A 26,389-nucleotide genomic window follows, 5' to 3' on the forward strand; every position below is an offset into this window, starting at 1 on the left:
GTTCACGGCCCGTGCCCCCCGGCGGCGATGTCCTCGGGTTCGGGGACGGTGGGCTTGAGGATCTGCGTTCCCGGGCCGTAGAGGCGCCGGCTGAGCCCTGCCCGCAGGCGCTGGGTCCGGGTGTCCGGGCCGTCGGCGCTTCCCACCCGGCCCGGGGTGAGGGGCAGGTACTGCTCGTGGTCCGTGAGCAGGCGCACCTGCCGGGGGCTGAGCGGCTCGTGCACCTCGACGTAACCGCCGTGTGGGAGGCGCTTGACGACACCGGTCTCGCGGCCGTGCAGCACCTTGTCCCGGTCGCGCTTCTGCAGACCGAGTGCCACCCGTTTCGCCAGCGCGAAGACGACGGCGGGCGCGGCGAACAGGCCGATGCGGACCGCCCAAGTCACCGCGTCGACCGAGAGCGAGAAGTGGGTGGCGATCAGGTCGTTCGCGGCGCCGAGGAACGCCACGGCGTAGAGGGCGAGCCACGCGGCGCCGAGGGCCGTACGCACCGGCCGGTTGCGCGGCCGGTCCGGAAGATGGTGCTCGCTGTCGTCGTCGGTCACCCAGGCTTCGACGAAGGGGTACGCGCCGAGTGCGAGAAAGAGTGCCCCGGTCGCCGCCAGCGGGACGAGGTTGTCGAGCGCGAGCGTATGGCCCCAGGCGGTGACCTCCCAGCCGGGCATCGCACGCAGCAGGCCGTCGGCCACGCCCATGTACCAGTCGGGCTGCGACCCGGTGGAGACCTGGTCGACGCGGTAGGGCCCGTATTCCCAGATGGGGTTGATCTGCGCGATCGCCGCGAGCAGGAAGACGACGCCCGCGACCAGGAAGAAGAAGCCCACCGACTTCACCGCGTGGGCCCGCAGCGGCAACGCGACGAGCTTCCTGCGCGAACGGCCCGCTCCAACCTGCCGGTTCTGCCCCTGACGGGACGACCATGCCACGCAGGCGAGGATCAGTGCCGCCATGAGGATCGGGATCACCACGACGTGCAGCAGATTGAAGTGGGCCACCACCTCGTGGCCGGGGAACTCGCCGCCGAAGAGAAAGTCCGACAGGCGGGTGCCGATGACCGGCAGCGAGAGCAGGGTGCCGTTCACGACGGCCAGACCGGTGCCGGACAGCAGGTCGTCGGGCAGGTCGTATCCGGTCAGGCCGCCGAGCATGCCGAGGATGAGCAGCAGAAGGCCGATCACCCACAGGAGCCGGCGCGGTTTGCGGAACGCCCCGGTGAAGAACACCCGCATGACGAGCGCGAACATCGCGGCCACGAAGATCAGCGCCGCCCAGTGGTGGGCCTGCCGGATCAGCAGGCCGCCACGGACGTCGAAGGATATGTGCATCGTCGAGTCGAAGGCGTCCGACACCGACTGGCCCCTCATGGGCGCATAGCCGCCCCGGTAGACCTTCCCTTCCGACGAAGGGTGGAAGTGGAGGGAGAGGTAGATGCCGGTGACGACGAGGATGAGGAAGCTGTGGAGGACGATCTGCCCCAGCATGAAGGCCCAGCGGTCCGGGAAGATCCTCCGCATCACGGTGGTCCCGGCCGGCCCGCGGGTGCCGAGACGTGCCTCTGCCCAGGCGGCGACCCTCCCCGTATGACGGCCCTGCCGCGGTGCGTCCGGCCGGCTCTCGTTGCCCATGTCCCCACTCATTCCGAGTCCCCCGGCGTCCGATCCGGCTGAAGGACGACGCAGGCCCCAGGTGCCCTGGGATCGCGCGCCGGCCACCGCCGTGTGTGTACGTGTCCTCCTGGTAGACCACGGCGATGCCGGTTCTGTGACACATCGGCCCCACAAGCGACCGTGGACCGTGGCACCGCTCACCGCGCCGTCACGGAGTGCGCTGCCGCCGTCCGTGCGTCAGCCTGTAGGGGTGGGACCGAGGGGAATGGGTATCGGCGGATGGGCAATGGCGAAGATCTTCGATCGGCCGCCGTACGGGACCTGGTGGATCACATGCTGGCCCGGACGGTCGAAGCGGTGGGCGCGCACGCCGGGGCCCTCTTCCTTCTCGAGCCCGGCGGCGAGATCCTGACCCTGGCCGTGAGTGCCGGGATGCCCCTCGATTTCCTCGGACCGCTGCGGCGTGTCCGGGTGGCCGCAGGCGGCGGGCCCGTCGCGGAAGCGCTCCAGGAGCGGCGTCCGGTGTGGATCGGCTCAGGCGAGGAGATCGCCCGCCGCTACCCGAAGATCGCCGCCGTCCTCCCCCATCCCCGTGCCGTGGCCGTCATCCCGCTGCTGACCGGCTCCACCGCCTGGGGTGCCTTGCTGGCTCTGCTCTCCGAGAGCGATCCTGGGCCTGACACGCCCGTGGGCCCCGTGCTCACCACGGCGGCCGAGTCCATCGCGTGGGTCGTGAAGGGTGCCGCGGCCGCCGGGCACCACCTGTGGCCGCAGGCGGAACCGCGTTTCCTCGCCTTCCCCTCTCCCGAGAGTCCCGAGCCCGCCCAGGCCCAGGCCGCGGTGGACTTCCTCGCCGCTGTGCCCGAGGGGAGCTGCCAGCTGGATCCGCAGGGGCGCGTCACCTTCGTCGACCCCACCGCCGCCGCCGTCCTGGGCGGCGACAATGCGCGCCTCGTGGGGGCCCGGCTGTGGGAAGCGGTGCCGTGGCTGGCCGATCCGGAACTCGAGTACCGGCACCAGGCCGCGATCGTCAGCCGGCTGCCGGCCACCTACATCGCCCGGCCGCCCGCAGGAGGGCGTCTCCTCTTCGTCCTCCACCCGGGCCGGAACGGGGTGAGTCTGCGCATCACCCCGGCCGACAGCCGGCAGGAGCCGGACGGACCGGATCCGCCCGACCGCCAGGCGCTGGCCGGAGCCGATCGGCTCAACGCGCTCCATCATCGGATGCACCTCTCCTCCGCGCTGTCCGAAGCGGTGTCCGTACGGCAGGTCGCGGACCTGGTGGCGGACCAGCTCCTGCTCGCCCTGCAGGCGCAGACCTTCGGGCTGCTCGTCGCGGAGGAGGACAGGGTACGGCTGGTCGGCCACCGGGGGGTCAGTCCGGGATTGGTCCGGCTCTTCGAAGGGGTCCCCCTCGCCACCGACGTGCCCGTACCGGGGCTGGCCCCGCACGCGCCGGCCTGGGGGCTGGCGCAAGGGGTGGCGTCCTTCTTCGCCAGTCCTGAGGATCTGCGCGCGGCCTATCCCGAGGCGGCCGAGGCCTCCTCCGGTGTGGCCGCGTGGGCGTGGCTGCCGCTCATGGTCTCCGGCCAGCTGGTCGGCCTGTGCGTGGTCGGCTACTCCCGGCGTCATCCGTTCACCCTGGAGGAGCGCGCGGTCTGCACCTCCCTGGCCACACTCATCGCCCAGGCCCTGGACCGTGCCCGGCAGCACGACGCCACCCACCAGCTCGCGGAGGACCTCCAGGCGAGCCTGCTCCCCCGCGCACTGGCCGCGCTCCCGGGCCTCGAAGCGACCGCCCGCTACCTGCCCGCCAACCGGCGCGTGGACGTCGGGGGCGACTTCTACGACGTCATCCGGGTGTCGGCCACCGAGGCCGTCGCCGTCATCGGCGACGTCGAAGGCCACAGCGTCAGCGCCGCGGGCCTCATGGGCCAGGTCCGCACCGCCGTCCACGCGTACGCCCTGTCCGGCGCGACACCCGGCGAGGTCCTCGCGCGCACCAACCGGCTGCTCATCGACCTCGACGCCGAACTGCTCTGCAGCTGCCTGTGCGTGACCCTCGACCTCGCCCGGCACACTGCCCACCTCGCCACCGCAGGTCACTGGCCACCGCTGCTGCGCCGCCCCGGCCACCCGGGCAGGATCCTCGACCTGCCGCCCGGCCCCCTGCTGGGCGTCGATCCTGCGGCGCGCTACCCGATCACCGGGATCGACCTGCCCCCGGGCGCGGTGCTGGCCCTCTTCACCGACGGACTCATCGAGATCCCCGGCACCGACCACGACAGCAACATCGCCGAACTCGCCGCAGCCCTCTCCGGTGCCGGCGGCGGCCTCGACGCCCTCGCCGACACCCTGCTGACGCACGGCCAGCCCCCGGGCCATCGCGCCGACGACACCGCGCTCCTGCTTCTGAAGGTCGGCTGACCGCCTTCACCGGCAGACCCGGCCTTCATGCGTTATCCGTGTTCCGCCCATCCTTGTCGCCCCGCGGAGAATCCGCGGTCGCACGATTCGACCTGATGACCGCACGGATCCGGCGGAATTCGGCGTGGCGGCGCCCGCCTCGTCCTGGGTTCTCCGCGTGAGAGGCATACTGAACGATCATCCGGCACCACCCCCGCCTCGCATCCCGCCGCCGGCGGAGTCCGCCCTGCACCGCCTCAGCTGGAGCCGACCATGCGTGACTCAGAAACCGCGCTCCATTCGGCGGAACCCCCGGTCCGCTCCAAAGGATTCCGGGTCGCGGACTGGTTCGACGGCAGAGCCGGGATCCACCAGCTGGCCAAGGCCAACATGCGCAAGGCCTTCCCTGACCACTGGTCCTTCATGCTCGGCGAGATCTGCCTTTACAGCTTCGTCATTCTGATGCTGACCGGTGTCTACCTCACGCTCTTCTTCGATCCGTCGATGAACACGGTCGTCTACCAGGGAAGCTATGTACCGCTGCAGGGCGTCAGGATGTCGGAGGCCTACGAGTCCACCCTGCACATCAGCCTCGATGTGCGGGGCGGTCTCCTGATCCGCCAGATGCACCACTGGGCGGCACTGATCCTCGTCGCCGGGATCCTCTTCCACATGATGCGGAACTTCTTCACCGGAACCTTCAGGAAGCCCCGCGAGATCAGCTGGCTCGTCGGATTCGCACTGCTCCCGCTGGCCATGTTCGAAGGGCTGACGGGGTACGACCTCCCGGACGACCTGCTGTCCGGCACCGGGACCCGTGTCGTGCAGGGCGGACTGCTTTCCGTGCCGGTCGTCGGCACGTACCTCTCGATGTTTCTTTTCGGTGGCGAATTTCCGGGGACCGATTATGTCGCCCGCTTCAATGCCATCCATGTCCTCCTGTTCCCCGGGGCGATGGCAGCGTTGATCCTGGTGCACCTCATCCTGCTCTTCCACCACAAGCACACCCAGTTCCCCGGCCCTGGGCGCACCAACGGGAACATCGTGGGGCAGCCTTTCCTCTGGGTGCGCCTGGCCAAATCAGGCGGCTACTTCTTCATCGTCACCGCAGTCGTCACACTGGTCGCGGCAATCGCCCAGATCAACCCCGTCTGGGAGTACGGGCCCTACCGGTCCGACCAGGTGTCGGCGGGATCCCAGCCGGACTGGTACATGGGATTCGCGGACGGCCTGGAACGCATCATGCCCGGCTGGGAGATCAACCTGTGGGGACACACACTGATCCTCGACGTCCTGATTCCCCTGACGGTGTTCGGCGCCACCCTCGCGGTCATCGGTTTCTATCCGTTCTTCGAATCCTGGGTCACCGACGACACTTCCGACCACCATCTCGCCGACAGGCCGCGCAACCGGCCGATGCGGACCGCTTTCGGGGTGGCGTGGATCAGCTTCTACCTGGTGGCTCTCGTGGGTGGCAGCAATGACCTCATCGCCACCTGGTTCCATGTGTCCGTCAACAGCGTGACCTGGGCGGTCCGCGTCGGAATCCTGGTGGTGCCGCCCCTCGCCTTCACCGTCGCCAAGAGGTTCGCCCTCGGCCTGCAGCGGCGGGACCGCAACGAGGTCCTGCACGGACGGGAGACCGGCACCCTCAGGCGTCTGCCGACCGGCGAGGTCATCGAGGTGCACGCGGTGCTGCCGCAGGACAGACTGCACGTTCTCACCGCGCACGACCAGCCGTCCCCGCTGGTCGCGCCTTCGGCGCCGCCGGGCGGGAAGGAAGGGGGCCCGCGGTGGCAACTGCTGCTCACCAGAGTGCGGGTGACGCTGTCCCAGGCCCTGTACGGCGAGCGGAGCCGCATTCCGAAACCGACTGCCGAGGAGTACTGGGAGCATCACCCCGAGCAACTGGAGGAGCAGGACAGCCGGTGACCGCCGGCGGCCCCGGAAGGGGTACGTGCGGGGCCGGGTGGGCCGGGCTCACCGCGTGGTGGTCTCCGGCGGTCCGTCCGGGTGCCGGGGGTCGCCCCGCGAGACGAATGCCGCCCGTGGGTGCTGCACCGAGGCCAGCGAGACGATGTCCCGCCCGAAGAGGGCGGCGGTCGACCAGACCGCGAGCACCCGCACCTTCCGCTCCCACGTCGGCACCGCGAGCACGTGGTAGCCGCGGTGCATGACCCAGGCGGGCAGGCCCTTGATCACCAGCGCGCGGTACTGGAAGATGCCGCGGCCGATACCGAGGGTGGCCACCACGCCCAGGCTGTGGTGCACGTAGTCCTTGGGCTCCCCGCCCCGCAGGGTCGCCACGATGTTCTTCGCCAGGCGCTTGCCCTGCCGCACCGCGTGCTGGGCGTTGGCCACGGCGAAGGCGCCGGGCTGCTCGACCGCGAGGTCGGGCACTGCCGCGTCGTCGCCCGCCGCCCACACGTCCGGCACCACGTCCGATTCGGTCCCCACCCGCAGGTCCGCCCGCACCACGACCAGGCCGCGCCGGTCGACGGGGAGGTCGGTGTGGTTGTGCACGGTGGGGTTGGACGCGTTGCCCGCGGTCCAGACGATCAGCCCCGAGTCGAACTCGTTCCCGTCCGACAGCACCACGTGGCCCTTCTCCGCCGAGAGGAGCTGGGTGTTCAGGTGCACCCGCGCTCCACGCCGCTGCAGGGACCTGACGACCCAGGCACCGGGCTCGTCGGTGACCTCGGGGAGTATCCGCCCCTGCATCTCGACAAGGTGGAAGTCCAATTCCGACGCGTCGAGCTCCGGATAGCGCTTGAGCAGGGCCGTCGCCAGGGACAGCAGCTCGCCGAAGCCTTCCACGCCGGAGAATCCGCCGCCGACGAAGGTGACGGTCAGCAGCCTCGCGCGCTCGGGTCCGCGTGGCAGTGCCGCCGCCCGGTCGAAGGAGGTCAGCAGGCGGTCGCGGATGGCGACGGCCTCCTCGACGTGCTTCAGCCCGAAGGCCTCCTCCCTGATCCCGGGAATCGGGAAGGTCCGGGTGACCGCGCCCGCGGTCACCACGAGGATGTCGTAGGTCAGCTCGTAGTCGGGCCCGCTCTCCGGCCGTACGGTGACTTTCCGTGTACGGTTGCGGATCTCCGTCACCGTGCCCGCGATCAGCCTGGTGCGGTGCAGGTGCCGTCGCAGCGACACCGCCGCATGCCGCGCCTCGATCGACCCCGCAAGGACCTCAGGCAGAAACGGCTGGTAGGTCATGTAGGGACGCGGATCGACGACGGTGACACGCGCCTCTCCCGGGTGCAGCTTCTTCTCGAGGCGCCACGCGGTGTAGAAGCCTGCGTAGCCGCCCCCGACGATCAGGATTTCACGCACAGTGCCCTCTGTTCCTCATGTCGGTTCCCCAGTGGAGACCGGACAGGACTCCCCGCTGTGACAGTCCTGCCGAGTGCCGGGCGCGGCACGCCCCGCCAGGGCTTCCCCCGGTAACGGGCGGCCTTTCCGCCCGTCACGGAGCGGGAGCCCCATCTCCGCGGCAGCCGGGCGACCGGGAAGAGGCGGGCAGGTGGCGCGAGGCGGCCTGGACCGCGGTACCGCCGCTCAGCCGGCGGGGAAGCCGGTGCCGCAGGGCGAGGGCCGCGGTGTGCTCGCGTGCGTACCGCGCAGACCGGCGCGCCGCGGGACCGGGAGGCGCTCGTCCATCAGCTCGGCATTCCTCGTGGCTTTCCATCGTGTCATCCACCCAGGTGCGACGCAGCCGCAGGCCGCGGACCACGATGCCGATCGGCGGGCGGGAAGCGACTCCCGCATCGCCGCGTCCGTGGACTGGACGGGAGGTCGGGGTCGATGTCACCTCGGCACCTGATGTTCCGTTTGCGCCATATGAGTACTTAACTGGACGTTGCACCGATCTGTGACAGCGGTGCCGGTCCGGGCCCGCCCGCCGCCTCCCGGGTCGCGCCGGGGTCCGAGGGGTGTCACAGATGTCCGGTGCATCCGGTCGTAGCCGGTGACAAACGATGTGAACGGAGCAGGAACGTGGCCATCACCGAACGTCGTCTCTCCACTGCCGTGCTGGTCATCGGCACAGGCGGTGCAGGACTACGAGCAGCCGTGGAACTGGCGGAGGCCGGTGTCGACGTACTCGCGGTCGGCAAGCGCCTGAAGGAGGACACCCACACGGCACTCGCCGCCGGAGGGATCAATGCCGCCCTGGCCACGATGGATCCTGAGGACAGTTGGGAGCAGCATGCCGCCGACACCCTGAAGGAGAGCTACCTCCTCGCCGATCCGCGCACCGTGGAGATCGTGACCCAGGGTGCCGCCCAGGGCATCGACGATCTCGAGCGCTACGGCATGGCCTTCGCCAGGGAGGGCGACGGCCGGATATCCCAGCGCTTCTTCGGCGCGCACACATTCCGGCGCACGGCCTTCGCCGGCGACTACACCGGCCTGGAGATCCAGCGGACGCTGATCAGGCGGGCGGAACAACTCCGGATCCCCGTACTCGACGGCGTCTACATCACCCGGCTCCTGGTGCACGACGGTGCCGTCTTCGGCGCCTACGGTTTCGACCTCACCCACGGGACACGGCATCTGATCCATGCCGACGCCGTCATCCTCGCAGCGGGCGGCCACACCCGTATCTGGCGGCGCACCTCCTCACGCCGCGACGAGAACATCGGTGACTCCTTCCGCCTGGCCGCGGAGGCCGGAGCCCGGCTGCGCGATCCCGAGCTCGTCCAATTCCACCCCTCCGGGATCATCGAGCCGGAGAACGCGGCCGGCACCCTCGTCAGCGAAGCCGCCCGGGGTGAAGGCGGCATCCTGCGCAACGCGCTCGGCGAGCGGTTCATGACCCGCTACGACCCGGAGCGCATGGAACTCTCCACCCGCGACCGGGTGGCACTCGCCGCCTACACGGAGATCAAGGAAGGGCGCGGGACCGCCAAGGGAGGCGTGTGGCTCGACGTCTCCCACCTGCCTCGGCAGCAGATCATGAACCGGCTTCCCAGGGTCTACCAGACGCTTCTCGACCTGCAGATGCTGGACATCACCCGTGATCCGATCGAGATCGCTCCCACCGCGCACTACTCGATGGGCGGGGTATGGGTGCGTCCTGAGGACCACAGCACGGATGTACGCGGCCTCTACGCCATCGGCGAGGCGTCGAGCGGGCTCCACGGGGCCAACCGCCTCGGCGGCAACAGCCTCATCGAGCTGCTGGTCTTCGGCCGGATCACGGGCCGGGCCGCAGCGGCCTACTCGGAGGCCCTGTCCGCGCAGCCGCGGTCGGCGTCGGCGACAGCGCGTGCCCGCTCGGAGGTCGACGAGCTGCTCGCCGCGGACGGACCGGAGAACGTACGGGCCTTGCAGCGTGCCGTCCGCAACACCATGACCGAGCACGCCGGTGTCGTACGCGACGAGCAGGGGCTCAGGACCGGGCTCGCGGAGCTCGCGGCGATCGAGACGAGGATGGAGGACGTCGGCGTACACCCCGACATCGCCGGCTACCAGGACCTCGCGCACGCCTTCGACCTCAAGTCCGCGGCCCTGGCGGCCCGGGCCACCCTCGAAGCGGCGTTGGAACGCCGCGAGACGCGCGGCTGCCACAACCGCAGCGACTTTCCCGGGATGGACCCCGCTCTGCAGGTGAATCTCGTGTGGTCCCCGACCGCGGGCGTCACCCGCGAGGCCATCGCGCCGATCCCCGAGCGGATCGCCTCGCTGATGCAGGAGGTCTCGACCGTGGGAAAGCTCGCCGAATGAGCCGGCCTGCATCCGGCGTCCACGGGTCGTGGGAGGCGGCTTCGTCACGGGCGAATGCCGACCGGGCGCGTCAAATCCGGCAGCGGTAGGCTCGAAAGCGTGGGTGGGCACGCCACACAGCGACTGGGATACGGATACCGCGGAAGATGCCGTCGAGAAACGATCCAGCGGAGGACTCCGAGGACCTCCGTGCGGCGGAGGTCGTGTTCCAGGACTCCCGCGGCCGCATGTTCGGCATCGCCTACCGGATGCTCGGCAGCGTCAGCGAAGCCGAGGACGTCCTCCAGGAGGCCTGGATCCGGTGGCAGACCTACGACCGATCGAAGGTGGAGAACGCCGAGGCGTTCCTGGCGACGACGGTGACAAGGCTCGCCATCAACGTGCTCCAGTCCGCGAGGGTCCGCCGTGAGACCTATGTCGGCCCGTGGCTTCCTGAACCGGTCGACACCAGCAGCGACCCCGCACTCGGCGCCGTGAACGGCGAGGCACTGGAGGTCGCGGTGTTGATGCTCCTGGAGAAGCTCAGCCCGCCGGAGCGGGCGGCCTACGTGCTCCGCGAGGCATTCGACTACCCGTACGGGCAGATCGCGGAGATCATCGGTCAGTCGCAGGCCAACACGCGCCAACTGGTGAGCAGGGCCAGGAAGCACCTGGCCAAGGAGAAGCGTGCCAGTGTCGCGCCCGCCGACCACCAGCGCTTCCTGACGGCGTTCGTGGCCGCCGCCCAGGCGGGGGACGTGTCGCTGATGGAGAAGGTGTTCGCGGACGACGTCATCTCGTACTCCGATGGCGGAGGAGTCGCGCAGGCATCGAGGGTCCCCGTCACGGGCCCGCACACCGTGGCCAGGTTCTACCACGCCTTCGCCGACCGCTTCTGGCCCGGCATCACCTCGGAGCCGGTCGAGGCGAACGGCAGGCCCGCGGTGCGCCTGACCCGCGGCGGCACCGTGGTCGCCGTCCTCACCGTGAGCGTCACCGCGGAGGGCATCGACCGCGTGCTCGTCATCATGAACCCCGCGAAACTCGGCGCCATGGCCGTCTGACCCCGACATCACCACCTGCCGCGGCACGGAACCGATCCCTTGACACTGCGGCTCCGGTCCGTGCTGGGCAAGTACGGGCGTGGTCGACTCGCCGCCGTGCGGGGCGGGTCGGCCACAGGAGACGGAGTGAGGGATTCCCTGGTGTTGGACGTGAAGGTGTTCAACAGTGCGGACCTGCCGGTGGGCGACAGGTTCGACGTGTTCCAGCAGCTCGTGAGCCAGGCGCACGCACCGATGCATCTCATGAGCGACTTCGCGGCCGACTTCGACGGGACGCTGAGTCAGATCGACCTGGGCGAGGCCTCGTTGTGGCCGACCACCTTCCCGCAGCTGAGCTTCCACCGCACACCCCGACTCATACGGCAGTCCGACCCGGAGAGTTGCCACCTCACACTCGTCCTGCGAGGCGGCGGCGTGGCCCGGTGGGAGCGGGCCGAGTCGGTCCTCGGTCCGTACGACTTCCACACCAACCACACCTCGCAGGCCTACGACATCGTCAGCCGCCCGGGACCGGTCGACATGATCGGCGTGGAGGTGCCCAGGACGTCGCTCGACCTGCCCTGGGGCCGGTTGCGACAGGTGATCGGGCAGGCCATGTCGGGACGCGACGGCATCGGCGCCCTCCTGGTGCAGTTCCTCATCCAGGTGACCGCCGGCACCAGCACCTACCAGCCGGCCGAGGCACCCAGGCTGGGCCGGGTGCTCTCCGAACTCGTCACCGCGCTCTTCGCACGGGCGCTCGACGCAGAAGAGCACCTTCCGCCGGAGACCCGTACCCGCACCCTCACGCTGGAGGTCAAGGCCTTCATCCGGCGCAATCTGTGCGATCCCGACCTGACCCCAGGCAGCGTGGCAGCCGCCCACTTCGTCTCCCGCAGCCACCTGCACCAGCTCTTCCGGAAGGACGGCATCACCGTGGCCGGCTACATCCGCGGCCAGCGTCTCGAGTCCGCCTGCGCCGACCTGGCCAACGCCTCCGCGTCCGCCGTCCCCATCCACGTCATCGCCGCCCGCCACGGCTTCAAGGACCACGCCACCTTCACCCGTGCCTTCCGCGCCGCCTACGGCATCACCCCGCGCGACTACCGCCACGCCGCCCGTGTGGCAACGCTCATGGAAGCGGCTCCCGCGGCAGGCTGACGGGCGCACGCACGGCGAATCCCGTCAGCGTGGTCACCGGCGCCCGCTCATGCCGGCGGGGCGCCGGCGGCGCGGGTGCGGGCCACCAGGAGTGCCACGTCGTCCTCCGGAGGCTTGCGCGCCGTCATCCCCGCGACCGTGCGTTCGCACAGGTCGTCGAGGTCGGCCGGCGGGTCGCGGAGGGCGGCGGTCAGGCGGTCGAGGCCGGCGTCGATGTCGGCCTCCCGGGTCTCGACCAGCCCGTCGGTGTACAGCGCGACCAGCGTGCCCGCGGGGATTTCCAGGTCGACGGACTCGTACGGGCCGGTGCCGGTCCCGATGGGCGGGCCCACCGGTGTGTCGGGAATGCCGGCGCGGCCGTCCGGAGTCACCAGCACCGGTGGCGGGTGACCGGCGCGTGCCACGGTGAGCACGCGGTCGGCCGGGTCGTAGACGGCGTACAGGCAGCTCGCCCCGGCGATCGACGGATAGCCCGTGGTGTTCCAGCTGTCCGACGGTGCGAGCTGGGCGCTGACCTGGTTGAGGTTGTCGAGCACCTCGGCCGGCGGCTGGTCCAGGACGGCGAGGGTGTGGACCGCCGTACGCAGCCGGCCCATGGTGGCGGCCGCGTGGATGCCGTGCCCCACGACGTCCCCGATGACCAGGGCGATGCGGCCCCGCGGCAGCTCGATGGCGTCCATCCAGTCGCCGCCGACCCCCTCGTGCCGGGCGGACGGCAGATAGCGGGTGGCCAGGTCCATCGCGGCCCCGCCCGACAGCATCTCCGGCAGCAGGCTGCGCTGCAGGGCGAGGGCGGCGGTGCGCTCACGGGTGTAGCGGCGGGCGTTGTCCAGGCTCAGCGACGCCTGGACACCCAGCTCCTCCGCCAGCAGCAGGTCGTCCCAGGAGAAGGGGGCGGCATTGTCGTTCCTGGCGAACGCGGCCAGGCCCAGGACCGTACCCCGCGCCCTGAGCGGGACCATCATCAGCGAGTGCATGCCGGTCTCCTCGACCCGCTGCCTGCGGACCGGATCGCGGTCGAGCCATGTACCTGCACCCGATTCCAGGACCGGGCTGAGATGGGACCGCCCCTCGCTCAGCACGTCGAGGTACGGCGATCCGGGGACCGCGTACACGACCCCTCCCACCGGGAAGGGGGCCTCGGGCACTCCTTCGTGGATGGAGGCCATTCCCGCCCTGCGCAGGACGGGGATGCCGAGCCCGTCGCCCTCCGGCATGCGCTCCAGCGGCTCCTCCCCCATCGGCACCGCCTCGGCCAGGTCCACCGCCACGTAGTCGGCGAGCGCGGGGACCGCCATGTCGGCGAGCTCCTGCGCCGTGGTCATGACGTCGAGGGTGGTCCCGATGCGCTGGGCTGCCCTGCTGAGCAGGGCGAGCCGCTCGCGTTCCCAGCTGGGGGTGATGTCCAGTGAGACGGAGCAGATGCCCAGCGGGGTGCCGTCGCCCGACGCGAGAGGGAACAGCGAGGAGGAGAAGACGACCTCCCGGCCGACCTCGGGGGACACCCATCTGACGACGTGGTCGCCGACCGGCTCCCTCGACGCCAGCACCCCCAGCATCACCGGCTCGAGGATGGTCCTGTCGAAGCCGCGGAGGACCCGGAGCACCGCGGCGCCCGGGTCCCCCTCGGAGGCGAAACCCATCACCTCCCGGGAAGCCCGGTTCAGCCACAGCAGTCGCATCTCGCCGTCCCAGACCGCCACTGCCAGCGGCGACCGGTCGAGGAAGCCGGCCTCCCCCTCCCCGGGCGGCTCGCCGTCCGGCGTTCCCGTGACCGCGACGAACCAGCAGCCCGCACCGTCCACGCCGCTCGGGGCGCTCACGGCCACGACCTCCACCGTCAGCCGGACGACCCGGCCGTCACGGTGCCTGGCCTCAACCACCGCCTCCGCGGCCTGCCGGTTGCCCCGTTTCCCCACGGCACCCTGGGCCGGTGACCACGCCTCCGCCTCGACCTGCCCCACCAGGAGATCCGCCACCGGCCGCCCGACGATCTCCTCGGGGCGGTAGCCGAGCACCCTTCGGCAGCCGTCGCCCCAGGCCAGGATGCTCCCGTCCGTGCCGATCAGTGCCAGAGCGGGGGCAGGGACGTCCGAAGCGCTCTTGGCGAAGTCGACATAGGCCTGCCCCAAACCGGCAGCACCCTCAAGACTGTGCGCCATTCGATACCCTCCGTGGCCGCCTCGCAGTCGCCGGCCGGCCTCCTCGGGGCCGGGCAACCGGCCCTTCCAGCGTACGAGAGCGCCGGACGCACCGGACGACCGAGCGTGACGATGTGCGCCCGTACGCTCGCGGCCCGCCCCGGGCGCGCGATTCCCCCTGGTCAGAGTCTCGGTCTCCGCCCGGGAAAGTTGCTGCGGGCGACGACCCCGCACCTGGACCCGCACTGGGGACCGCAGTCTGCCCCGGGTCCGCCACCCACAGCCACCGGCGGCGGTGAGCACGGACCGCGACCGGCGGGATGCTCCCCCGGGAGCCGCCACGCCGACGGGTACTCCGCCGTTCAGCTGCTCACGGCGGGTGTCACGGCCGGTGAGGGGACGACACCCACCACTTCGGTGAGCGCCCTGGCGTAGTCCGCAGGCCGGGACTCGTAGTCCACCGTGGCGGTCAGGGCGGACGGGGCGTTGTCCGGGCCTCGGAGCAGGTCGACCGAGGTCTGGGCGAACTGCTCGGCGAGGTTGCGGCATTCGGCCTCGGCGAGAGCCCAGCGGAGTTCGGAGACGGCCGCCAGGGCCCGCAGCCGGTCCTCACGGCCGGCGGCGAGCATCTGGCGGCGGCCCGCGGCGGGGGCCGCGTCGGTCAGCAGCGCGTCGAGGCGGTTCGCCAGATCGGCACCGGTCGTGGCGACCTTGCGGCCGTGGACGCCGGCCTCCACCAGCACGCGCAGGGCGGCGAGCAGTTCCGGATCGGTCAGGGCCACCTGCGGCGTCCAGGCGTCGCGTACGGCTTCCAGCGCGCGCCGGTGGTCCTCTGCCACCAGCGCCGCGGCGTCACGCAGTCGCCGTGCCCGGCCGACGATCGCGGGGTTCACACCGGTCATCCGGGCAAGCGCCCGGATGTTGCCCCCGACCGCACCGACGATCGTCGCGAGCAGCCCGGCCAGGAGAAGCTTGTCGGCGGTTGTGAGCCGGCCGTCGGCGCTCTGGTCCAGGGAGTAGAGGTCGCCCTTGTGGGAGCCCGAGGCGACGATCCAGCCGGTGTCCCAGCCGTGGCCGGTCACCGGGTCGTAGCTCGACCCCTTGAGGATCTGCACCCGGTCGGCGTGGCAGGTGTACGGCCCTTGGTGCTGGTGGCCGTCGAAGGGGTCGGTCCAGCGCACCGTGCAGGCCCCGCTGGGCGCCTCGTGGATCACCGTCAGGTCGATCTGCCGGATGTCGGGGTCGGAGGAAGCCGCGTACAGACCCACCGAGCAGCCGATCAAGACCAGGCCGAGAGTGGCGACCCAACGGAAGAAAGGCATGTGCTGTCGCATACGGTCCCCCCCAGGGATGATGCTTTGCGCCTTCAGTATGGCCTGCCCTTGTCGGGCTGGAGGGCGGAACGAGGCGCTCTACCCGGTCCCGGGCGCTATGAGCCGGCGGTTCCCGCCTTCGGCGGGCACCGGGGTGGTGCCTGACTCGACGCGGTGGTCACACCGCTCCCGACGCCTGCGCGGCGTCCCGCGGTTCCGGCAGTGCGACGTCGGCCGCTCGATGGCGATGCGCCGACCGCCGCGGGCCGGGGCTCCCTCGGCAGGGAGGAGCGCCCGACCGTCCGGGGGGGTGGACGGTCGGGCGCTTTCTGGCGGCAGAGCCGCCGGTCCCCGAGGGGACGTTGGCACCCTTCGGGGCCAACAGGGCGCGTACCCGCTGCGAGGGGGTCCACACCCGTTCGATCCCCGGATGTGAGCAGGAGCCCGGTGGGGCCGGCGTGTCAGAGGGCGCCGCTCCGGCGGAGGCGGCTCTCACCTGCTGCGGCGCCCGTGCGGACGGCGGCCGCCGGCGCCACCGGGCGGTGCGGCGACGCGCCCTACACCGGCTTGTGCGCGTACAGATCCAGGTGCCCGCACGCCGGGCAGCGGAACGCCTCCACCTGCCAGCGCTGCTTGCCCATGCGGCGCGCCCCGCCGAAGACGCCGCGTTGCAGGGGGCCCGCGATCCAGCGGGCGTAGCCGCGCGAACCCTCGCCGGAGTCCTCGATGAAGCCGGGCTCCAGGCCGGTCGTTCCGCAACTGCTGCATGCCGCCGACTCTCCCGGCGCCCCCGAAAAGTCTCCCGCTCCCATGTCCATGGCCCGATGTTGTCGGACCGGCAGCCGCTGCGGCAACCCGCCGGCCGGAGATGCCGGGGCGCACGGCGGATGCGCGAACGGCCTCGCCCGCGTTCACCTCCGGGAAGAGGATCGGCCTGGTGGCTGCCGCGGACTCCGGGTCACGGCCGATCCCGTGGCGAACCCGCCCAGGGCTTGCTTCCCACACCCGCCGTCGGAAGCGCGGTTCGCTGCAACCGTTCACCGGGGCCGGCTCTCCTTATCTGTACCGGCACGGCGCTTCCTCGCGCCGACCGGGCACGGGGGGAAGAGGAAAGCGGCCGGCCGAATCGGGCGGGCCGGCTTCTCCCTGGATGCGTCGAACGGATCAAGGGGGAGCACGGAAGATGGCACACAGCACGATGACCGTCAGACGCGGGATGGCCGCGGCACTGGCGGGGGCCGGGATCGGCGCGTTGGCGCTGGGCGGGACGGCGGCAGCCGCGCCGGTGGGAGGCAGGCCGTGGGTGGAGACGCCCACGGGGCAGGTCTCGATGATGAGTGTGGCCCAGCAGGGTCCGTCGGTGACCTGGGCGGGGGGCGCCGCCGTCGTCAGCGACGCCGACGGGGGGATCTCCTTCACGCCGACTCTCTACAAGCGCGACCTCGCCACGGACGGCGCATGGCGGCAGCTGCCGCTGCAGGGCGCAGGCGCGTGGAACAGCAGGATCAACGACATCGCCACGGCCCCCGACGGCTCGGCCTTCTTCGTCGGCGACCAGGGCGTGGACGGTCAGGGTGTGCTGGTCGGGCGGTACACCGCGGGCCACTGGCACCTGACGTCCGACAAGGGCCTCCCGGCCGGGACCGTCGAGGCCAGCCTGCTGTCGGTGAGCGCGGCCTCCGGGCAGGACGCCTGGGCGGTGGGGCAGGGCTACGTCGAGGACCCCTTCACGGCGGTCCCCGTGGTGCAGCACTGGAACGGCAAGCAGTGGCGGTCCGTGCACATCCCGGGCTCGAAGAACTGGAGCCTGAACCAGGTCGACGAGGTGGCGCCCGACGACGTCTGGGTGGTGGGCGTGGACGAGGCCACCGGCCAGTCCGTCGCCACGCACTGGGACGGGCAGCGCTGGAAGCGCACGCCGACCCCGGCGTTCGGCGACTCGGCGATCCTCTTCGATGTCGCCGCCCGGACGCCGGATGACGTCTGGGCGGTGGGCTGGTCCCGCGACACGGACAAGCAGACCCCGGCAGGGCTTGCGCTGCACTGGGACGGCACCTCGTGGACCGAGGTGCCGTTGCCGCGGGGAACGTTCGCCCTGCAGTCGGTGGCCCTTCGGGGCAGGAGCGGAGTCATCGTCGTGGGCGGCATCGATGACGGGGCCGTCGGCCTGAGCCTGAACTCCGCGGGCGGCTGGGGGTCCCTCGGGCTGCCGCAGAACGACCCGGAGTTGCCGCTGGGCGTCACCGCCGTGGCGGCCTCCGGCAAGGGCCTGACCATCGTCGGCTGGCACTACGTGTCAAGCCCTGAGGGCGACAGCTTCAGCAGCGGCACCATCCTGACCAGGTAGGAGGATCGAGCGGCCGGCCGCAGCCCGTCCCCGGCGCGGGCTGCGGTCATGGCTGCCGACGAGTCCACCTGCCGGGGGTTGAGTAGCCGTACTCATGACGGAGCCTCGCCCGAGGGGGATGGTGGCGGTATGACCAAGGTGATTCCGCAGCAGCAGACGACTGCTGCATATGCCGTGCAGGCTGCGATCTCGTTCACGATCGCGCTCGGGGCGATGGTGGTGGGGGTGGCGTATCTGCCGGTCGGCGCGTGGGAACGCGCCTTCCTGGCCGTGGGACTGCTCTACGTGGTGACGTCGACCTTCACGCTGGCGAAGGTGGTACGGGACCGTCAACAGGAGGTGCAGGTGGTCAGCCGGGTGGACCAGGCCCGGCTGGACAAGCTGCTGGCCGAGCACGACCCCTTCAAGGTCGAGGGCATCTGACCGGAACCGGGGCCCCGCGGGGCCCCTGGCGGTCACGGCTCAGACGTTCTTGATCGCCGAGATGTCGAAGTTCAGCTTGATCTTGTCGGAGACCAGGACGCCACCGGTTTCCAGGGCCGCGTTCCAGGTCAGGCCCCATTCGGAACGCGAGATCTCCGCCTTGCCCTCGAAGCCGACGCGCTCGTTCCCGAAGGGGTCCTTGGCGGCACCGTTGAACTCGAGGTCGATGGTGAGCGGCTTCGTGGTACCGAGAATGGTCAGATCGCCGGTGATCCGGTAGTCGTCACCGCCCACGTACTCGGCCGACGTCGACCGGAAGGTCATGGTCGGGAATTCGTCCGTCTTGAAGAAGTCGGCGCTCTTGAGGTGGCCGTCGCGGTCCGGGGAGCCGGTCTCGATGCTCTCCATGGTGACGTCGAGGGTCGCGGTGGACCGTGCCGGAGTGTCGCCGTCCAGGTACAGCGAGCCCGTGAAGTCGGAGAACTTGCCCTTGACGTTGGTGACCATGGCGTGCCGGGCGACGAAGCCGATGGACGAGTGGGACGGGTCGATCGTGTAGTCGCCGGTGAGGGCGGCCAGACCGGGGCTCACGGCGGCAGGAGTCGTCGCGGCGGACGCGGTCGTGGTGGCGGCGCCGGCGGTGCTGGTCTTGCGGTTGAAGATGCCCATGATGTGCTCCTCGGGACGGGCGCGACCTGGTAGGGCGGTCGGCCATTCAGTTGAACATTCAACTGACCTAACCGCACCGACCGCCGAGGTATTCCGTCCGCGCCGGCCGACCTTGCCTGGTCGCGAGGAACACGCAAGGCGACCGCGTCCGCACGGAGCGCCGTGACCCCGTTGCGCTACGCCCCGAAGCGGAAGTGGAGCGTGCGGGTGTAGGTCCCGGTCGCGGTGTTCGGCTGGCCCGCGGGTCCGACCGAAGTGGCCGGGTGGAATTTGTTGCCGATCGCGGGGATGCCGTCGAGGAAGGAGATGTCTCCGCCCGGGAAGGGGGCTGCCGCGTACTGCGAATCCGCCGGCTGCGTGGGCGTGAACAGCCGCAGGAAGACGTTCTCCTGGGCCGACGCCACCGTGATGGTGCCCTCGGTGGTGTGCAGCGACGCCCAGTGGAGGTTGGCGTGGTAGCCCTTGAACTCGGGGTACTCGAAGCCGGACCTCCCGGTGACGGTGTCGTTGTGGTCCTTGGTCCACACGTCGGTGGTCACCCCGCGCAGCCGGTTCTTCCACACCCGGTAGGGCCCCCGACCCAGCCGGGTCACGCCGGTGACCTTGGACTCCGGGTAGTCGAAGTCCACACCCAGGAAGTCGTGGGCGCCGGTGAGGACGTAGGTGTAGTCGAGCCGGAGCCAGCCGTTGGAGTCCAGGCGCCACCGCACCGACTGGAGGTTGCCGGAGTAGGTGGCGGTGACGGTGTGCGCGGCGCCGTCCTGGGCGTGGGTCAGGCCGGTCAGCGTCGCGTTCCCCACGGCCGGGGCGGGACCGTTGACCAGCGACACCGCTGTCCCGTTCCTGGTCACCGCGCTCAGCCGGCCGGTGGACCTGGCGATGCCGACCGCGGTGGCGCCTGCGGTCATCGTGACGGTGTCGCCGGTCTGGATCGCGGTCACCGCCGGTGCCCCGGGGATGGGTACGACGATCCGGGCGGTGTGGTCGGCCGCCTTCTTGATGGTCCACACCCAGGTGATGACCTCGCTCCCGGAAGGGTCGGTGACGGTGACCCGGAGCGCGTCGGAGCCGGCCCAGCCGGCCGGCAGGCCGAGGGTGAGCTTCCCGGTGGCACCGGGGGCGATGCTCGGGCTCGCGCTCGTTCCGTGGGCGGTGACCGTGTGGCCGGCCCCGGCGCCAGGGGCGGCGTAGGTGATCAGCTGCCAGGTGAAGGTGCAGGCGGAGACGTCGGTGAAGGCGTACCTGTTGGTGAGCCCGACGGTGCCGTCGAACGCGGCGGGGAAGGTGGACTCGTAGTAGGACCGGCTGGTCAGCTGGATCGGTGACCAGATGTCCTTGATCGTGTAGTAGCTGCCTTCCTTCTCGCGGAACGGGCCGACGATGCCGTCGGGTCCGCGATTCCCGTTGGTGTCGATCGCGCCGCCGCCGTCGTCGCGCCTGATGCCCTCGTCGATGAGGGACCAGATGAATCCGCCGGCGGAGCGCGGCGCCGTGGCCATCAGGTTCCAGTAGTCGTCGAGACCCGCCCCGGCGCCGCCGTCGTAGAGGCCGTGCAGGAATTCCGTGGGCATGAAGACCGTGGAACCGGCCAGCTTGGACTTGACCGTGTCGTAGGTCGGGTAGTGGTTGGTGTCGATCCCGCCGAAGCTCGACCAGGGATGAAGGACCGGACGCCCCTGCGGGTCCCATGACCCGAACAACGGGTCGAGCGCGGTGTTCCAGCCGCCCTCGTTGCCGTTGTCCCAGGCGATGACCGAGGGGTGGTTCACGTCCCTGGTGACCATCGCCTGGACCAGCGGGGTGCCCGCGGCGGTGTCGTAGCTGTGCTGCCAGCCGGCCAGCTCGTCCAGTACGTACAGCCCCAACTCGTCGCACAGGTCAAGGAAGTAGGTGTCCGGCGGGTAGTGGGACATCCGGACGGCGTTGACGTTCATCGCCTTCATCAAGGCGATGTCCTCCCGGGCCAGCCGGGGACTGGAGGCGCGGCCCAGGGTGGGGTGGAACGTGTGCCGGGTGACGCCCCTGAGCTGTATCCGGCGTCCGTTGACGTAGAGGCCGTCGCCGGTACGCACCTGCACGGTCCTGAAGCCGAACCGCTCCGTGATCCCGTGCACCTGCGCGCCCTGGGCATCGGTGAGCACCACGTCGACCTGGTAGAGGTTCGGGGTCTCCGCGGTCCACAGCCGCGGGCCGGCGACGGAGGTCGACAGCGTCACCCGGCTCGCTCCCGCCGCGACCGCCGCGGAGAAGGCGCCGCCCACTTTCGTGCCGTCGAGCGACGTGATCTGGGCGGTCACCCTGCCGCTGGGCACGTTGCCGGCCAGGTGGACGTCCACCGAGACGGCGCCACCGGACCCGGCATCGACCGCCGTCCGGTCCACCCGCGCCCTGGGAAGGGCCTGGAGGTAGACCGGCCGGAAGATGCCGCCAAGTTCCAGTAGTCGCCCTCGCGCTCGGCCTGGTTCACCGAGTCCTCGGAGGAGTCCTTGGTGACGGTCGCCTCCAGCAGATTGGACTGCCCCAGGCGCACCAGTGAGGTGACGTCGTAGCGGAAGCGGTAGAAGGCGCCCTGATGGGTGGGACCGGCCGAGACACCGTTGACCAGGACCGAGGTGTCGGTCATCGCGCCTTCGAAGACCAGGAAGATCTGGCGCCCCGCCCACGAGGCGGGCGGTGTGAAGCTGTGCCGGTAGTGCCCGTTCTCGCCAGGGGTCGGCGTGCCGCCGTAGTTGTAGGTGCCGTAGCCGGAGAACTCCCAGTTCGACGGGGTCGGCACGGTGCCCCAGACGCCGCTCCTGCGACCTGCGGTGCACATGAAGTCCCACGGCACCGTGCTGTCTGCGTCGGTACCGGTCAGGTACATCGTCTGCGTTGCCGCACTGTCGGCCACCCTCGCGCCTGCCGGGGCGGCGCGTGCCGCTCCGAGGGCGGTCAGGCCCGCCGTCGCGCCGAGCGTGAGGAACCCGCGCCGATGCAGATCCATGGGAGACCTCCTGAAGGGAGATGCCGAAGCCGTGCGGGTTGCAGGGGGCGGAGCCGATCGCGGGTCCCGAGGCCGGTCCCACCGGCCGCGGTCTGGTGATGACAGCGTTGTCAGACCGTGGTCGGGAAGTCCGGCGGCGAGAGTCGAAAGGCCGTCGCCCGATCACCGGGTGCGGCGACGGCATTCCCTGGATCCATCAGGGAAGCACCGCCGCCCAGCGGTCGGGGACGCAAGCCCCCCGGGCGGTCTTGAAGGTAACCGCGCCCTGACGACCCGTCAAGCGGCACGGCAGCAGCGTCCCTGCTGTGTTCCGGTGCGTTCGCGCATCCCCAGCGTCAACCAGCCACTGATCCCATCTGTTGGAAATTGTCTTTTTGACTCCCAGGGTTGACCGCTGGGAGAACAGGACCACACACTGTGCACCAACTTCCCAGCGGTGCGTGCGCCGTGACCCACGGGCGCACGCCGACAGCCGCTCCCCCACGGGTGAAGGACGTACGCATGCGCAGAACGACGAGAAGTGTGCCCGCGAGTGCGCGGCATCCGGCTCGACGTCCGCGGCGCCGCCTCGACCGCGGACAGGCGCTCGTGGTGACACCCGGCCCGACGTCCGTCAGCGCTCCCGGCCGGTGGCGGCCATGTCCGCAGCGTCACGGCCACTCCACGGCCGCCCGGCTGCTGCGCTGCGCGCCGATCCCCGCACCTGGCGAACGGCGTCTCCGCTCCCCCACTGCAAGGAGTCATGCGTGTCAGGAAACACTCACCACAGGCGAGGGCTCCGGCGACTGCCCGCCGCGCTCGCCACCGCTCTCGTCGCGGCCGCCGCGCTGGTGGCCGCCTTACTGACCAGCTCCGGCGCCGCGCAGGCGGCCACCGGCGCCCATGTCACGGCAACAGCCTCCGGGCGGTGCCTGGACGTCATCGGCCAGAGCACGGCATCCGGAGCCGGCGTCAACGTCTACGACTGCAACGCGCAGGCCAACCAGGCCTGGACGTTCACCTCGGCAGGCGAACTGCGGGTCTACGACAACCCGATGTGTCTGGACGTGGCCGGCCAGAGCACCACCCCCGGCGCCAAGCTGCAGATCTATCCCTGCAACGGCGGCCGGAATCAGCAGTGGAAGATCAACGGCGACGGCACCATCACCGGTGCGCAGTCCGGGTTGTGCCTCGATGTCGTGGGCGCGGGGACCGCGAACAGCACCCTGGTGGACCTGTGGACCTGCAACGGCCAGTCCAACCAGAAGTGGCAGACGACCGCGGGCGACACCCAGCCGCCCACCGTGCCGGGCAGCCCGCGGGTGAGCAATCTGCTGTGCGATTCGCTGACATTCGCGTGGAACGCGGCGTCCGACAACACCGGTGTCGCCTTCTACGACGTCTACCACGACGGCCAGTTGATGAAGTCGGTCAGCGGTTCGACCCTGTCGACGTCGTTGACGGTGGTTCCCGGGGTGACCTGGGGACTGTACGTCAACGCGCGTGATGCGGCGGGCAACGTCTCGCAGGCCAGCTCCACGGTGTCGGTCACGCCGCCGCAGTGCCAGGTCGACACCCAGGCACCCACCGCCCCCGGCAACCTCACCGGGGCGGTCTCCGGGACATCGGTCACGCTGAACTGGACCGCCTCCAGCGACAACACCGCGGTGAAGTACTACGACGTCTACCGCGGCACCACCAAGGCCGGCACGGTCACCGCGAACGGCACGACCCCGCCCGCGACGACGTTCATCGACAGCGGCCTCGCGGCCGACACCACCTACGCCTACTACGTGGTCGCCCGCGACGCGCAGGCCAACGTCTCCGCGCACAGCAACACCGCGACCGTGAAGACCGGCGCCGCGTGCGGCAGCCCGGTCTGCGCGGTGACCCAGATCGCCACCGACACCGACATCCCCTGGGGCCTGGTCACCCTGCCCGACGGCACCATCCTCTACAACCGGCGCGACGCCCACGACATCATCCACCTCGACCCCGCGACCGGCGCGAAGACCACCGTGGGAACCGTACCCGACGTCGACGAGACCGACGGCGAAGGCGGCCTGCTCGGCCTGGCCGTCTCCCCCACCTACACCAGCGACCACTGGCTCTACATCATGCACACCTCCCCCACCGACAACCGCATCGTCCGCATCAGACTCGACAACGACAAGCTCACCCTCGGCAGCGAGCAGATCCTGCTCCCGGGGATGCTGCGCAACAAGTTCCACAACGGCGGACGCCTGCGCTTCGGCCCCGACGGCAAGCTCTACGCCACCACCGGCGACGCCCAGAACGGCGACAACGCCCAGAACAAGAACAGCCTCAACGGCAAGATCCTGCGCCTGAACCCCGACGGCACCGTCCCCTCGGACAACCCCTTCGGCAACTACGTCTGGTCCTACGGCCACCGCAACCCGCAAGGCCTCGCCTTCGACTCCCAAGGGCGCCTGTGGGAGCAGGAGTTCGGCAACGCCATCATGGACGAGACCAACCTCGTCACCAAGGGCGGCAACTACGGCTGGCCCGCCTGCGAAGGCACCAGCGGAACCTGCGGCACCGCCGGGTACATCGCCCCCAAACACACCTACCCCACCGCCGACGGCTCCTGCTCCGGCATCGCCATCGTCCGCGACGTCCTCTACATCGCCTGCGAACGCGGCACCCGCATGTACCGCGAAACCATCAACGGCAGCGATCTCACCAACGTGCAGACCTACTTCAACGGCACCTACGGCCGCCTGCGCACCGTCGAACCCGCCCCCGACGGCGGACTCTGGCTCACCACCAGCAACGACGGCGACAAAGACAGCATCCCGAACAACAGCAACGAAAAGATCCTCCACGTCGCCCTCGGCTGACGCGTGGCGGCATCCCGTGTCCGCGGGCTGCTCCGGTGCCGTCCGACTCACCCCTCAGAGGCGTCGGACGGCACCGGGCAGTGGGCGCGGCGTGCCGGCCGCGGCGGCTCAACTCCCGTGCGCGGCACGCTCCGCGGCGATGAAGTCCCGATACCAGCGGTAGCTGTCCTTGGGCGTGCGCCGGAGCGTGTCGTAGTCGACGCGGACGATGCCGAAGCGGCGGTCGTAGCCGAATGCCCACTCGAAATTGTCGAGCAGCGACCATACGTAGTAGGCGCGCACGTCGACCCCTTCGGCGATGGCCTGGGCGAGGGCGTCGAGGTGGTCACGGAGGTAGTCGACACGGTCGGTGTCGTGGACGGTGCCGTCGGCTTCCGCGATGTCGGCCTCGGAGGAGCCGTTCTCGGTGATGACGATCGGCGGCAGGTCGGGATAGCGCCGGCTGAGGTCGACGAGCAGGTCGCGGAAGGAGGAGGGGACCACGGGCCAGCCCATGGTCGTGCGGCGGGCCGCATCGTCTCCCCAGGTCTCCTCGGCCCGGATGTCGACGGCGGTCCGTAGTGTCGGATCGGTGTCCCGCCAGGGGGCGTCGGCGACGGTGATGGGCCGGTAGTAGTTGACGCCGCAGAAGTCCAGCGGGCGGGAGGCGAGTTCGAGGTCGCCGTCGCGGCGGAAGGAGAAATCGCTGATGTCGCCCCAGACCTCCTTCTCGCCCTCGGGGTAGCGGCCGAGGAAGATCGGGTCGAACCAGCAGCGGTTGTGCAGGACTTCGGCGCGCGCCACGGCTTCGGCGTCGGCTCGGGAATCGGTGGCGGGCAGGAGCCGGTCGGGGTTGAGGGCGATGCCCACCTCACGGGCCCCCGCGGCACGGAGGGAGTCCACGGCCAGGCCGTGCCCGACGAGCAGGTGGTGCACGACGGCGAGGGCGCCGTTGCCCTCGCGGGTGCCGGGGGCGTGGCGGCCGATGGCGTGGCCGACGAACGCGGTGCAGAAGGGTTCGTTGAGGGTCATCCAGCGCCCGGCGCGATCGGCGAGGCGGTCGGCGACGACGGCCGCGTATTCGGCGAAGGCCTCGGCGGTGTCCCGGACGCGCCACCCGCCGCGGTCCTCCAGGGGCTGCGGCAGGTCCCAGTGGTAGAGCGTGGGGGCCGGCTCGATGCCGGCGGCGAGCAGTTCATCCACGAGGCGGTCGTAGAAGTCGAGGCCCGCGGCGTTGACCGCCCCCGTGCCCTCGGGAAGGATCCGCGGCCAGGCGACGGAGAAGCGGTAGGTGTCGGCGCCGAGGTCGCGCAGGAGGGCGACGTCCTCCGGATAGCGGTGGTAGTGGTCGCAGGCGACATCGCCACTGGAGCCTTCCGCGGTGGCGCCGGGTGTGCGGGAGAAGGTGTCCCAGATGGAGACACCGCGGCCGTCCTCGCCGGTGGCGCCTTCGATCTGGTAGGCGGCCGTGGCGGCGCCGAACCGGAAGCCGCGCGGGAAGCGCGGAGCGGGGGCGGACGTCATCAAGCGGCTCCTCAGGTGGTCGATCCTCGCGGCCGCCAGATTACGCGACGCTCCAGGACGCCCGGCAGGACGACCTCCCCACCGGCGACGGCGATCGTGCCCGGCGGTGGTGGGCCGCCTGACGTCCGGGGGTGGCCCCGGCCCGTCAACCCCGGCCGGAGTGGCTGTCCGGCTTCCTGACCGGGGCGATTTCTCCGGGTCTGGCCGTCGAGCCATTCCCGATGCCACTCGGCGAGACGGGTGCGGTCGC

General features: G+C 70.7%; 17 protein-coding genes. 8 read left to right on the forward strand and 9 right to left on the reverse strand.

Annotated features, from left to right (window positions below; genetic code table 11):
- Positions 1–2: 2 nt before the first annotated feature.
- On the reverse strand, positions 3–1,625 hold the full coding sequence (locus ACGFMP_RS12770; RefSeq protein ID WP_393672195.1) for a cytochrome b N-terminal domain-containing protein: 1,623 nt from the start codon (positions 1,623–1,625) through the stop codon (positions 3–5).
- A gap of 261 nt (positions 1,626–1,886) precedes the next feature.
- On the opposite strand from ACGFMP_RS12770, the gene ACGFMP_RS12775 reads away from it, so the two are divergent.
- Together ACGFMP_RS12775 and ACGFMP_RS12780 are read left to right on the forward strand one after the other, a co-directional pair.
- Positions 1,887–4,034 (forward strand): SpoIIE family protein phosphatase, encoded by a 2,148-nt coding sequence (locus ACGFMP_RS12775; RefSeq protein WP_393672196.1) that lies wholly within the window; start codon positions 1,887–1,889, stop codon positions 4,032–4,034.
- 252 nt (positions 4,035–4,286) lie between these two features.
- Positions 4,287–5,945: a cytochrome bc complex cytochrome b subunit gene (locus tag ACGFMP_RS12780; protein WP_393672197.1), complete on the forward strand. Its 1,659-nt coding sequence runs from the start codon at positions 4,287–4,289 to the stop codon at positions 5,943–5,945.
- A gap of 48 nt (positions 5,946–5,993) precedes the next feature.
- Here ACGFMP_RS12780 and ACGFMP_RS12785 read toward each other — a convergent pair whose 3' ends face one another.
- Positions 5,994–7,343, reverse strand: coding sequence for an NAD(P)/FAD-dependent oxidoreductase (locus ACGFMP_RS12785; RefSeq protein WP_393672198.1), 1,350 nt, complete (start codon positions 7,341–7,343; stop codon positions 5,994–5,996).
- Positions 7,344–8,006: 663 nt separating this feature from the next.
- Between ACGFMP_RS12785 and ACGFMP_RS12790 the strand changes: the two genes are divergently transcribed.
- From ACGFMP_RS12790 to ACGFMP_RS12800, 3 genes are all read left to right on the forward strand, one after another.
- Positions 8,007–9,737 (forward strand): L-aspartate oxidase, encoded by a 1,731-nt coding sequence (locus tag ACGFMP_RS12790; RefSeq protein WP_393672200.1) that lies wholly within the window; start codon positions 8,007–8,009, stop codon positions 9,735–9,737.
- A 146-nt stretch (positions 9,738–9,883) separates the two neighbouring features.
- Positions 9,884–10,780, forward strand: a complete 897-nt coding sequence (locus tag ACGFMP_RS12795; RefSeq protein WP_393672202.1) for an RNA polymerase sigma-70 factor — start codon at positions 9,884–9,886, stop codon at positions 10,778–10,780.
- 126 nt (positions 10,781–10,906) lie between these two features.
- Positions 10,907–11,920 carry a helix-turn-helix domain-containing protein gene (locus ACGFMP_RS12800; RefSeq protein WP_393672203.1) on the forward strand — a complete coding sequence of 338 codons (1,014 nt, stop codon included), beginning with the start codon at positions 10,907–10,909 and terminating at the stop codon, positions 11,918–11,920.
- A 47-nt stretch (positions 11,921–11,967) separates the two neighbouring features.
- On the opposite strand, the gene ACGFMP_RS12805 is transcribed toward ACGFMP_RS12800, so the two are convergent.
- The 3 genes from ACGFMP_RS12805 to ACGFMP_RS12815 all read right to left on the reverse strand — a co-directional run bounded on the left by ACGFMP_RS12805 (position 11,968) and on the right by ACGFMP_RS12815 (position 16,186).
- Complete coding sequence (locus ACGFMP_RS12805; RefSeq protein ID WP_393672204.1) at positions 11,968–14,082, reverse strand: SpoIIE family protein phosphatase; 2,115 nt, start codon at positions 14,080–14,082, stop codon at positions 11,968–11,970.
- 341 nt (positions 14,083–14,423) lie between these two features.
- Entirely contained in the window at positions 14,424–15,383 is a 960-nt protein-coding gene (locus tag ACGFMP_RS12810) for a hypothetical protein (RefSeq protein ID WP_393672205.1), read from the reverse strand.
- 548 nt (positions 15,384–15,931) lie between these two features.
- Positions 15,932–16,186, reverse strand: a complete 255-nt coding sequence (locus ACGFMP_RS12815) for a hypothetical protein (protein WP_393672795.1) — start codon at positions 16,184–16,186, stop codon at positions 15,932–15,934.
- 371 nt (positions 16,187–16,557) lie between these two features.
- Here ACGFMP_RS12815 and ACGFMP_RS12820 point away from each other — a divergent pair, with 371 nt between their 5' ends.
- Positions 16,558–17,721, forward strand: a complete 1,164-nt coding sequence (locus tag ACGFMP_RS12820; protein ID WP_393672206.1) for a hypothetical protein — start codon at positions 16,558–16,560, stop codon at positions 17,719–17,721.
- A 129-nt stretch (positions 17,722–17,850) separates the two neighbouring features.
- Complete coding sequence (locus ACGFMP_RS12825; RefSeq protein WP_393672208.1) at positions 17,851–18,144, forward strand: YiaA/YiaB family inner membrane protein; 294 nt, start codon at positions 17,851–17,853, stop codon at positions 18,142–18,144.
- A 39-nt stretch (positions 18,145–18,183) separates the two neighbouring features.
- Here the strand turns inward: ACGFMP_RS12825 and ACGFMP_RS12830 are convergent, their stop codons facing one another.
- The 3 genes from ACGFMP_RS12830 to ACGFMP_RS12840 all read right to left on the reverse strand — a co-directional run bounded on the left by ACGFMP_RS12830 (position 18,184) and on the right by ACGFMP_RS12840 (position 21,796).
- Positions 18,184–18,813 carry a YceI family protein gene (locus ACGFMP_RS12830; RefSeq protein ID WP_393672209.1) on the reverse strand — a complete coding sequence of 210 codons (630 nt, stop codon included), beginning with the start codon at positions 18,811–18,813 and terminating at the stop codon, positions 18,184–18,186.
- 176 nt (positions 18,814–18,989) lie between these two features.
- Positions 18,990–21,149: a glycoside hydrolase family 2 TIM barrel-domain containing protein gene (locus ACGFMP_RS12835; RefSeq protein ID WP_393672211.1), complete on the reverse strand. Its 2,160-nt coding sequence runs from the start codon at positions 21,147–21,149 to the stop codon at positions 18,990–18,992.
- Positions 21,107–21,796 (reverse strand): sugar-binding domain-containing protein, encoded by a 690-nt coding sequence (locus tag ACGFMP_RS12840; RefSeq protein ID WP_393672212.1) that lies wholly within the window; start codon positions 21,794–21,796, stop codon positions 21,107–21,109. The genes ACGFMP_RS12835 and ACGFMP_RS12840 overlap by 43 nt, the downstream gene beginning before the upstream one ends.
- 746 nt (positions 21,797–22,542) lie before the next feature.
- On the opposite strand from ACGFMP_RS12840, the gene ACGFMP_RS12845 reads away from it, so the two are divergent.
- Complete coding sequence (locus ACGFMP_RS12845) at positions 22,543–24,636, forward strand: PQQ-dependent sugar dehydrogenase (protein ID WP_393672213.1); 2,094 nt, start codon at positions 22,543–22,545, stop codon at positions 24,634–24,636.
- A gap of 108 nt (positions 24,637–24,744) precedes the next feature.
- On the opposite strand, the gene ACGFMP_RS12850 is transcribed toward ACGFMP_RS12845, so the two are convergent.
- Complete coding sequence (locus ACGFMP_RS12850) at positions 24,745–26,139, reverse strand: GH1 family beta-glucosidase (protein ID WP_393672214.1); 1,395 nt, start codon at positions 26,137–26,139, stop codon at positions 24,745–24,747.
- Positions 26,140–26,389 lie beyond the last annotated feature (250 nt).

It is taken from the genome of Streptomyces sp. NPDC049040 (assembly GCF_043197715.1).
Taxonomy (GTDB): Bacteria; Actinomycetota; Actinomycetes; order Streptomycetales; family Streptomycetaceae; genus Actinacidiphila.